Raw genomic sequence first — 3024 nt, forward strand, 5'->3', positions numbered from 1 at the left:
GCGGCAGGATCGTTGTCGCGGGCGAGGTGGCCGGGGGGGCCACGGTCGGCGGCCCGGCAGCCGACCCGCCGGCCGGCCCCGGCGGGCGCCGCTGCCCCGCGGCGTTGAGGGTGCGGGTCCGCCGGTCCTGGACGGTGTCGAAGCCGGCGGCGATGACCGTTACCCGCACCTCGTCCCCGAGTGCGTCGTCGATGACCGCACCGAAGATGATGTTCGCTTCCGGGTGGGCCGCGTCGGCGACCAGTTCGGCGGCCGCGTTGATCTCGAACAGGCCGAGGTCCGACCCACCCGAGATGTTGAGCAGCACCCCCTGGGCCCCGTCCATGCTCGCCTCGAGCAGGGGGGACGCGATGGCCTGTTCGGCGGCGACGGTGGCCCGGTCGTCGCCGCGGGCCCGTCCGATGCCCATCAGGGCGCTGCCGGCATGGGACATGACCGTCTTGACGTCGGCGAAGTCCAGGTTGATCAGGCCGGGCGTGGTGATCAGGTCGGTGATGCCCTGGACACCGGAGAGCAGCACCTGGTCGGCGCTGCGGAAGGCGTCGAGAACGCTGATGTCCCGGTCCGTCATCGCCAGCAGACGGTCGTTCGGGATGACAATGAGGGTATCGACCTCATTACGAAGAGTGTCAATACCGGTGTCAGCCTGGGTGGCCCGGCGCCGACCCTCGAAGGTGAACGGCCGGGTGACCACACCGATGGTGAGTGCTCCGAGGGAGCGGGCGACGTTCGCGACGACCGGCGCACCGCCGGTACCCGTGCCACCACCCTCACCCGCGGTGACGAAGACCATGTCGGCCCCCTTGAGGACCTCCTCGATCTCCTCCCGGTGATCCTCGGCAGCCTGGCGGCCGACCTCGGGGTCGGCTCCGGCGCCGAGGCCTCGGGTGAGCTCACGGCCGACGTCGAGTTTCACGTCGGCGTCGCTCATGAGCAGGGCCTGGGCGTCGGTGTTGATGGCGATGAACTCGACGCCCTTGAGACCGACTTCGATCATCCGGTTGACGGCGTTGACGCCACCACCACCGATCCCGACGACCTTGATGACCGCGAGATAGTTCTGTGGGGCAGCCATGCGGTGTCGGTCCTCCAGCGGCGTCGGTGGTCGGACGGGGGTTACCCCGCCCCTGCGCCGCCGCGGGAAGGCGGAGCCACGCGGCGAGCGGGAAAGCAGTCGAAGCCTCAACCTTCACCGTCAGCTAGACGGTTACAGTTATGTCAACTTCCGACTGTGGATCGGACAGTAGGCACGGCTCCGGCGGTGGTCAAGGACGCTGTCGGCGCGTCACGACTTTCCCCGCACGGTGGCTTCGCCACCATGCGGGGGCCCCCGCCCCGGAAGGGGTCTGTGGTAGCCGTGGCTCGCCTCTGGCGACCTCCCCTGGACAGCCGGCGAGGGCTTCGTCTCAATGTACGGGTCCCGCTCAATGTACGGATCCCGGCACCCGGCCGTGCCACGGATCAAGGGACCTCACCATCCCCGGAGCCGATGATGGTGTACTGCCTCCCGTGACCGGTCAGCGCACCCAGCACGTCCATTTCCTCGGCATCGGAGGCAGCGGCCTGTCTTCGCTGGCCCAGATCCATCTCGCGGGCGGCGGGACGGTGAGCGGCAGTGACTCCGAGGACTCGCCCCGGGTGGCGACCCTACGCGCACGGGGGGTGCCGATCCGGATCGGGGCCACGCCCGGTCCGGCCGCCGTCGCCGCCGAGCTCGCCGGTGCGGATGTCGTGGTCGCGTCCAGCGCGCTGCCCGACGACCATCCGGAGATCGTCGCCGCCCGCGCGCTCGGTCTGCCCGTGCGCCGCCGTTCGGAATGGCTACCGGAGCTCACCGCCGGGTACCGGCTGGTCGCCGTCGCCGGTTCGCACGGCAAGTCGACCACCTCGGCGATGCTCACCCTGGTCCTGCGCGCCGCCGGGCTGGATCCCACGGCGGTCATCGGCGCAGAGGTGTCACAGCTGGGGGGGAACGCGCTGGCCGGCTCCGGCGACGTCTTCGTCCTGGAGTCCGACGAGTACGGCGGTGCCTTCGCGGGCCTCGACCCGAGCATCGCCGTCATCACCAACGTTGAGTGGGAGCACCCCGACGTCTTCCCCGACGAGGCATCGGTCCGGGCAGCCTTCGCCGCGTTCGCCCGACGGGTCCGGCCGGGTGGACGACTGGTTGTCTGCGGAGATCATCCCGGGGTGGTCGCCGTCCTCACCGAGCTGGGTCGCCAGCGGCCCGGCAAGGACGTCGCGGTGAATAAGGACGTCGCGGTGATCGACTACGGCTTCGAGCCGGAACGCCACTGGCGCGCGGTCGACGTCGTCACCACCGCGGGGAACGACATGACCGGGGCGACCGTCCTGCGGGCCGGCCAGGAGGTCGGTGCGCTGACCCTGACGATACCCGGCCGACACTCGGTGCTGAACGCCCTCGCGGTCCTCGCCACCGCCACCGAACTGGGAGTCGCTCCCGCCCAGACCCTCACCACCCTGACGACCTTCACCGGCGCGGCCCGACGGTTCGAGTTCGTGGGCTTCTGGAACGGCAGCACCGGCAGCACCGGCACCGGGCCCGCCGGAGGTCCGGGCAGCCTGGAGGTGATCGACGACTACGCGCATCATCCGACGGAGGTCCGTCTGACGCTCGCCGCGGCCCGTTCGCGGGCTCGGGGACGGCAGATCTGGGCGGTACTCCAGCCACATACGTTCAGTCGGTTCGCCGCGCTGCTGGATGACTTCGCGGCCGCGTTCAGCGACGCCGACCGGGTGTACGTCACCGACATCTACGCCGCCCGCGAGACCGACGACCTCGGTCTGCATGCCGTCGACCTGGTCAAGCGGGTGAGCGAGCCGGCGGCAACGTACTACGTGTCCTGGTCCGAACTCGTCGAACGACTCGCCACGGACGTCCGCGCCGCCCTGAGCGACGAGGCGTCGCGGGGGGTCCTACTGCTCACGCTCGGAGCGGGAACGAGCACCACGGTCGGTCCCCGGCTACTGGCCGCCCTGGGCTTCGCGGCGGCCGGTTGACCT

Annotated in this window: 2 protein-coding genes; one reads left to right on the forward strand and one right to left on the reverse strand. The window is 70.6% G+C overall.

The window, feature by feature from the left end; all coding sequences use genetic code 11:
* Positions 1–1075 (reverse strand): cell division protein FtsZ (gene ftsZ / locus AC08OT_RS19785; protein ID WP_476603183.1); only part of this gene is annotated, 1075 nt, incomplete at its 3' end.
* Between the two features lie 434 nt (positions 1076–1509).
* Here ftsZ and murC point away from each other — a divergent pair.
* Positions 1510–3021, forward strand: coding sequence for a UDP-N-acetylmuramate--L-alanine ligase (gene murC / locus AC08OT_RS19790; protein ID WP_476594743.1), 1512 nt, complete (start codon positions 1510–1512; stop codon positions 3019–3021).
* Positions 3022–3024: the final 3 nt, after the last annotated feature.

It is taken from the genome of Frankia sp. CgJB1 (assembly GCF_977947065.1).